We start from the raw sequence: 5,550 nt of genomic DNA, 5'->3' as shown, positions 1-5,550 counted from the left end.
TCGATGCCTTCGTGGCCGCGCCCATCCCCCATGGTGGAGGTGACGGTGCCCGCGCTGGGTGCCACGAATTCCTTGGTCCCGGGGCGATTCCAGGTGCGCGGCCGCTGCGGGGCCGGCGTCGCGGCGGCATCGGCCTCTCGCTCGCCGGTCGCGGCGGCGGTGCCCGCGTTCGCCTCCGGTGAAGGTCCCTCGGGTGAGGGCGCCTCGACACCGGTGGGGTCGGTGGGCTCGCTCTGCTCCTCGGTGGTGGTGCCTGCCTCCCCAGTTCCGGTGGCCTCGTCCTCGACCGGCTTCGGTGCGGTGTCCTCGGCGGGCTCCGAGTCCGATGATGCCTCGTCAGCGGCGGGGGTGTGGTCGAACGAGCCGGGGCCTGCGGATTCGGAGACGTCACCGAGTTCGAGTGCGGCAACCAGTCGGGGGGCGATGCCGCCGTCGACGGCGCCGAGTTCGTCGGCGCAGGAGCCGAGCACATCGGATGCGGCAGATCCGGTGGCGGCGAATTCACTCAGACATCCGGCGAGCAGGTTCCGGGTGTCGCCGGACGAGCCGCTGGCATCGGCATTGTTCAGACTTGTGGCCGCGATGTTCGCGACGGTCTGCCAGCGGCTGGGATCGACCACCACCACGTCCGGTTGCGCGGCGTCGGTGGCCATGGTGACCGCGTCGGCCAGCGTCGCGGCGAGCACGGACGGCGAGTCCGCGTCGCCAGGAGTATCGGCGGAGGCGGACGGCGCTGCGATGACCACCGCGACCACAGCCGTCGAGGCCCCCAGCGCCAGTGCGGGCAGCCTTCTCATGCAGGTAGTCAGCATTGCTGTGGTGATACCGCGCATCGCAGGTCCCTTCGGTGCAGTCGCGCCGGGCACCCAGTGGAGATGAACGCGCCGACGCGACAAGTCAAGACGACACGCCGTAACGCTAATGCATTTCCTTCACTTCTGTGTCGCTATCCACTTGTTTCACATGACCCCCACGAGCACAACAGCGTTACCGATACGGCTTTTTCATCCCTCGGCATCGCCCAAGAGATCCGAAACCGGCGGGTCGCCCCCGCCGCATGCACGGCCAGACGGCGACCGGTCCGTCCGCGAGAGCACTGGCTGGCGGACACCTCACCTGACACCCAATGCCGCTCCCGAATCCTCCTATGATTCATCCCTTTCTGAATTCAGGAATTTCTGTATAGTTGGGGCCGTGGACACCGTAACGCACGCAGATGCACTCTCCAGGTTCGGGTACGCATTGTCGGATGCGACGCGCACCCGAATCCTGTTGAGCCTGAAAGGGCAACCCGGATATCCGTCCGAGCTGGCGGACCAGATCGGGGTGTCCCGGCAGATCCTGTCGAACCACCTGGCATGTCTGCGCGGGTGCGGGCTGGTGGTCGCCGTGCCGGAGGGCCGGCGGACCCGCTACGAACTGGCGGATCCGCGGATCGGCCATGCCCTCGGCGATCTGCTCGATCTGGTGCTCGCCGTCGATCCGGCGCTGTGTCCGGACGCCGACGACAGCGGTTGCTGCTGACCGCCGAATTCGTTTTGAGTGGAAGGGAACTGAGATGACAGAGTTGACCGACGCGATTCGCGCCCTGTACGAGCGGGAGATGAGCGCCGCGTCCAGTACCGGTGAGGCGCAGGCGCGATGGGCGCACCTCGAGCGCGCGCACATCGTCTCGCAGCCGTATCCGTGGCTGCACACCCGTAATCATGTGGCGATGTTCCGGCTGGCCCTGCGTCAGCACGACCGCCGCGAGGCGCTCGGTCAGGTGGTGCGGATCATCGTGGCCGCCCCCGGCTCTGCGCTGGGCCGCTACCCGGAGGGCAATACCGGGCGGGTCTCGGCGGGGCTGATGACGCCGATGCCAGTGCCGGGTGATCTGGCCGCCGAGATCGCCGCCGCCTGACGGCGAGATCGGAGCAGGATGATCCACTCCACGAGCGGGCACCAACCGTCTCTGATCATATCAATATTCGTTAGTATGTTGATATGACTAAGGAACGCGTCGACACCTGCGACCTGTTGTGTCTCGATCTCCCGCATGCCGAGCAGATCCGCGCCCAGCTTCCGGAGGCAAGCCGGATCGAACCCGCCGCGGCCGCCGCCCGCGCGCTCGGCGACCCGACCCGGTTGACGATCGCGGCGGCGCTGGCGTCCGGCGGCGAACTCTGCGTGTGTGACATGGCGTGGGTGGTCGGGCAGGCGCAGAACCTCGTCTCACACCATCTGCGGCAACTCAAGATCGCCGACCTGGTGTCCTCACGGCGCCACGGCCGGCTGGTGATGTACTCGCTCACCCCGCGCGGGCGGGCACTGGTCGGCGCCGTGCTCGACGACCACGCCACCGCGGCCCCGGCCCCGGCCCCGGCCCATGCTGAAGGTAGTTCCGAACACGTGGAGACCGAACATGTCTGACGCCTGCTGCGGACCAGCAGCCACACCGAACACCGACGCCGCCGCCGAGCCCGACCACGGCCAGGACCGCTGGTGGCAGGTACGCGAGCTGCAAGTAGCGGCCGCCGCCGCGGTGCTGCTCGGCGCCGGGTGGCTGCTCGGCCGGGTCGGCGCCGACACGGCGGGGACCGCGGTGGAGTTGCTCGCCGCCGTCGTCGCCGCATCGACGTTCGTCCCCGGGGCGCTGCGGAATCTACTGCGCCACCGCCGGATCGGGGTCGGCACGCTGATGACGATCGCCGCGATCGGCGCGATCGCGCTCGGGCAGATCCCCGAGGCCGCGATGCTGGGGATCCTGTTCTCCATCGCCGAGGGCCTCGAGCACTACGCGGTCACCCGCACCCGCCGCGGGCTGCGCGCCCTACTGTCGCTGGTCCCCCCGACCGCGACGATCCTGTGCGGCGGGACCGAATCCTCGGTGTCCCCGGACGAACTGGCGCTCGGGGACCGGATGCTGGTGCGACCCGGTGAGCGGGCCGCCACCGACGGGATCATCCGTACCGGCCGCACCAGTCTCGATCTGTCCGCGATCACCGGCGAATCCGTGCCGGTGGAGGCCGGACCCGGCGACCCACTGCACGCCGGGGCGATCAACGGCGGCGGCGCCATCGAAGTCGAAGTCACCGCCCGTGCGGCCGACAGCTCCCTGGCCCGGATCGTGCACATCGTCGAAGAGGCCCAGGATCGTAAGGGCGCCGGGCAACGCCTCGCCGACACCATCGCCCGCCCCCTGGTGCCGGCGATCATGATCCTCGCCGTCCTCGTCGCCGGAATCGGTGCAATGCTCGGTGATCCGCTGCTGTGGATCGAACGGGCCCTGGTCGTGCTGGTCGCCGCCTCCCCCTGCGCCCTGGCCATCGCGGTCCCGCTGACCGTGGTCGCCGCGATCGGCGCCTCCAGCCGGCACGGCGCCCTGATCAAGGGCGGCGCCGCCCTCGAGGAACTGGGCCGGATCCGGGCGGTCGCGCTCGACAAGACCGGCACCCTGACCCGCAACACCCCGCAGGTCATCGCCACCGTCACCGCCGAGGGCATCGGCGAATCGGACGCACTGGTAGCCGCGGCGGCGCTCGAGGCCCGCAGCGAACACCCCCTCGCGCAGGCGATCCTGACCGCCGCCGGCCCGGGCATCACCCCGGCCGACGACGTCACCGCGGTCGCCGGCCACGGCCTGCACGGCACCCTCGGCGGAACCGCACTCCGGCTCGGCAAACCCGGCTGGATCCATCCCGGACCGCTCACCGACCAGGTCGCCCGTCTGCAGGGCGAGGGCGCCACCGTGGTGCTGCTCGAACGGAATGGGACCGTGATCGGGGCGATCGCCGTCCGCGACGAACTCCGCACCGAGGCACCCGAAGCCGTGCAGCGCCTGCGCGCGCTCGGGATCGACGTGGCGATGCTCACCGGGGACAACGAACGCACCGCCCACAGCCTCGCCGCCGAGGCCGGCATCACCACCGTGCACGCCGAACTGCTCCCCGAGGACAAGGCCGCGCTGCTGCCGACCCTCGCCAATGGCCGCCGCATCGCGATGGTGGGCGATGGCATCAACGACGCCCCCGCCCTGGCCACCGCGGACGTCGGCATCGCGATGGGCGCCATGGGAACCGACGTGGCCATCGAAACCGCCGACGTCGCACTGATGGGCGAGGATCTGCGCCACCTGCCCCAGGTGCTGGCGCACGCCCGGCGGGCCCGGACGATCATGCTGCAGAACATCGGCCTGTCCCTGGCGATCATCGGCCTCCTGATCCCGCTGGCCGCCACCGGCGTACTCGGCCTGGCCACCGTGGTGTTCATCCACGAACTCGCCGAAGTCCTCGTCATCGGCAACGCCATCCGCGCCGCCCGCACCACCACCCTGCCCGGGCTGACCGCCGCACCCACCACCACCAGGCCCGTGCACGTGAGCGTCGCCCCCTCGGCGCACGTCCTCGGCGACGCCTGCTGTCCCCCCGCCCCACCCCGTGGTGCCGAGATCCCACTCATCGGGTCGGTCGGGTCCGCGCGACCCGCACCGACGCTGTTGCCACTCACCAGCCCGACCGCGGCCGACGGCACCAGCCAGGGCACCGACGAGGACTGCGACTGCTGCCAATCCTCCACCGCCGGCACCGACCGACCGTCGAACCCCCCAGGCCAGCTCACGGATCACATCACCGACAGCAACGTCCCTGACGAGCGGCACTCGGATACCCCGCGATAGCCACCATCAACTGCCCCACGCCAGCCGACCAGCGCAGGCACCCTCCCCTCCGCGCATCAACCGACCGGGGGTTCCGGCAGTGACGTGTCGCGGTCGGCGACGGCTTTGCGATCCGGGTCGGCGGTGGGTGACGAACAGCGGTCCGCGACTGCGGCCCTTAGCCGGATCGGCGGCGTACCGGGCGAAGATCTCTGCCCGGGTGCTCTTGTTGGCGAATGCGAACGGGCAACATGTGCACGCGGACTTACCGACCCGGGTGCCGATCACGGACTTGGTGTACGCAATCGCATCGTCGCGGAACCAACCCCACTCGATCAACGGATACTCGCCCGTGCGCAGGTCGGTGTTGTATCCGGCGTCTTTCTCCGCCCGGCGGCGTTCACCTGCCTCGAAACCCATCACGTGCCGGTACGGCTGACCGCGGGTGACCTCGGCGATCACCGGATCGAGGGCGTCACCCTTCGAGTGGACCGAGCTTCTCTGCAAGGCAACAGGACGCGCCGCGTAGATGGTTTTCGGGCGTGCAGCATGACCCACGCAATCAGTCGCGCGCGAGAAAACCCGGCCAGACCACACCTAGACCACATGATTAAGAATCACTTGCTCTTCCATGCGAGGTGAGTGGGCGCGCAAGGCTGGAAACCGCCTGAGGGAGCTACCGACGGGGAACTTACCCCCGGAGACTTCCTACACGAACCACTTCCCTCGGCTAAGAGGTTGTCTCATGTGGGGAGCTTCTTGTAGCAAGTGAGCGCGGCCGCGAGATGGAGGAATCCGGCAAAGTGTTCGGCGTGGCGTTCGTAGCGGATGGTCAGGCGTCGGTAGCCGGTGAGCCAGGCAGATGGGTCGGCCGCGCGGCGAGGTGTCTGTGAGGCAGATCCTTTTCCTAAGAA

At 69.3% G+C, this 5,550-nt stretch carries 6 protein-coding genes; 4 read left to right on the top strand and 2 right to left on the bottom strand.

What is annotated here, in order from left to right; all coding sequences use genetic code 11:
- Positions 1-833 (bottom strand): M23 family peptidase (locus MLGJGCBP_RS15400; RefSeq protein ID WP_160096657.1); only part of this gene is annotated, 833 nt, incomplete at its 3' end.
- Positions 834-1,194: 361 nt separating this feature from the next.
- Between MLGJGCBP_RS15400 and MLGJGCBP_RS15395 the strand changes: the two genes are divergently transcribed.
- The 4 genes from MLGJGCBP_RS15395 (at position 1,195) to MLGJGCBP_RS15380 (ending at position 4,657) form a co-directional block, all read left to right on the top strand.
- On the top strand, positions 1,195-1,524 hold the full coding sequence (locus MLGJGCBP_RS15395) for an ArsR/SmtB family transcription factor (RefSeq protein WP_007296046.1): 330 nt from the start codon (positions 1,195-1,197) through the stop codon (positions 1,522-1,524).
- 34 nt (positions 1,525-1,558) lie between these two features.
- Complete coding sequence (locus MLGJGCBP_RS15390) at positions 1,559-1,903, top strand: DUF3703 domain-containing protein (RefSeq protein WP_007296047.1); 345 nt, start codon at positions 1,559-1,561, stop codon at positions 1,901-1,903.
- An 83-nt stretch (positions 1,904-1,986) separates the two neighbouring features.
- The gene (locus tag MLGJGCBP_RS15385; protein WP_007296048.1) at positions 1,987-2,412 is read left to right on the top strand and encodes an ArsR/SmtB family transcription factor; all 426 of its coding nucleotides are present in this window, start codon (positions 1,987-1,989) and stop codon (positions 2,410-2,412) included.
- Complete coding sequence (locus MLGJGCBP_RS15380; RefSeq protein WP_007296049.1) at positions 2,405-4,657, top strand: heavy metal translocating P-type ATPase; 2,253 nt, start codon at positions 2,405-2,407, stop codon at positions 4,655-4,657. The genes MLGJGCBP_RS15385 and MLGJGCBP_RS15380 overlap by 8 nt, the downstream gene beginning before the upstream one ends.
- Positions 4,658-4,663: 6 nt before the next feature.
- Here the strand turns inward: MLGJGCBP_RS15380 and MLGJGCBP_RS15375 are convergent, their stop codons facing one another.
- On the bottom strand, positions 4,664-5,143 hold the full coding sequence (locus MLGJGCBP_RS15375; RefSeq protein WP_012686871.1) for a hypothetical protein: 480 nt from the start codon (positions 5,141-5,143) through the stop codon (positions 4,664-4,666).
- Positions 5,144-5,550 lie beyond the last annotated feature (407 nt).

This window comes from Rhodococcus sp. T7, from assembly GCF_009872365.1.
In the GTDB taxonomy this organism is placed as follows: Bacteria; Actinomycetota; Actinomycetes; order Mycobacteriales; family Mycobacteriaceae; genus Rhodococcus_F.
The sequence above is the reverse complement of the archived record's forward strand: the minus strand, read 5'-3'. Positions and strand labels throughout refer to the sequence as shown.

Excerpts from the sequence above, each read along its gene's own strand:
- MLGJGCBP_RS15390 (WP_007296047.1), top strand. The coding sequence starts at position 1,559 with ATGACAGAGTTGACCGACGCGATTCGCGCCCTGTACGAGCGGGAGATG.
- MLGJGCBP_RS15385 (WP_007296048.1), top strand. The coding sequence starts at position 1,987 with ATGACTAAGGAACGCGTCGACACCTGCGACCTGTTGTGTCTCGATCTC.
- MLGJGCBP_RS15380 (WP_007296049.1), top strand. The coding sequence starts at position 2,405 with ATGTCTGACGCCTGCTGCGGACCAGCAGCCACACCGAACACCGACGCC.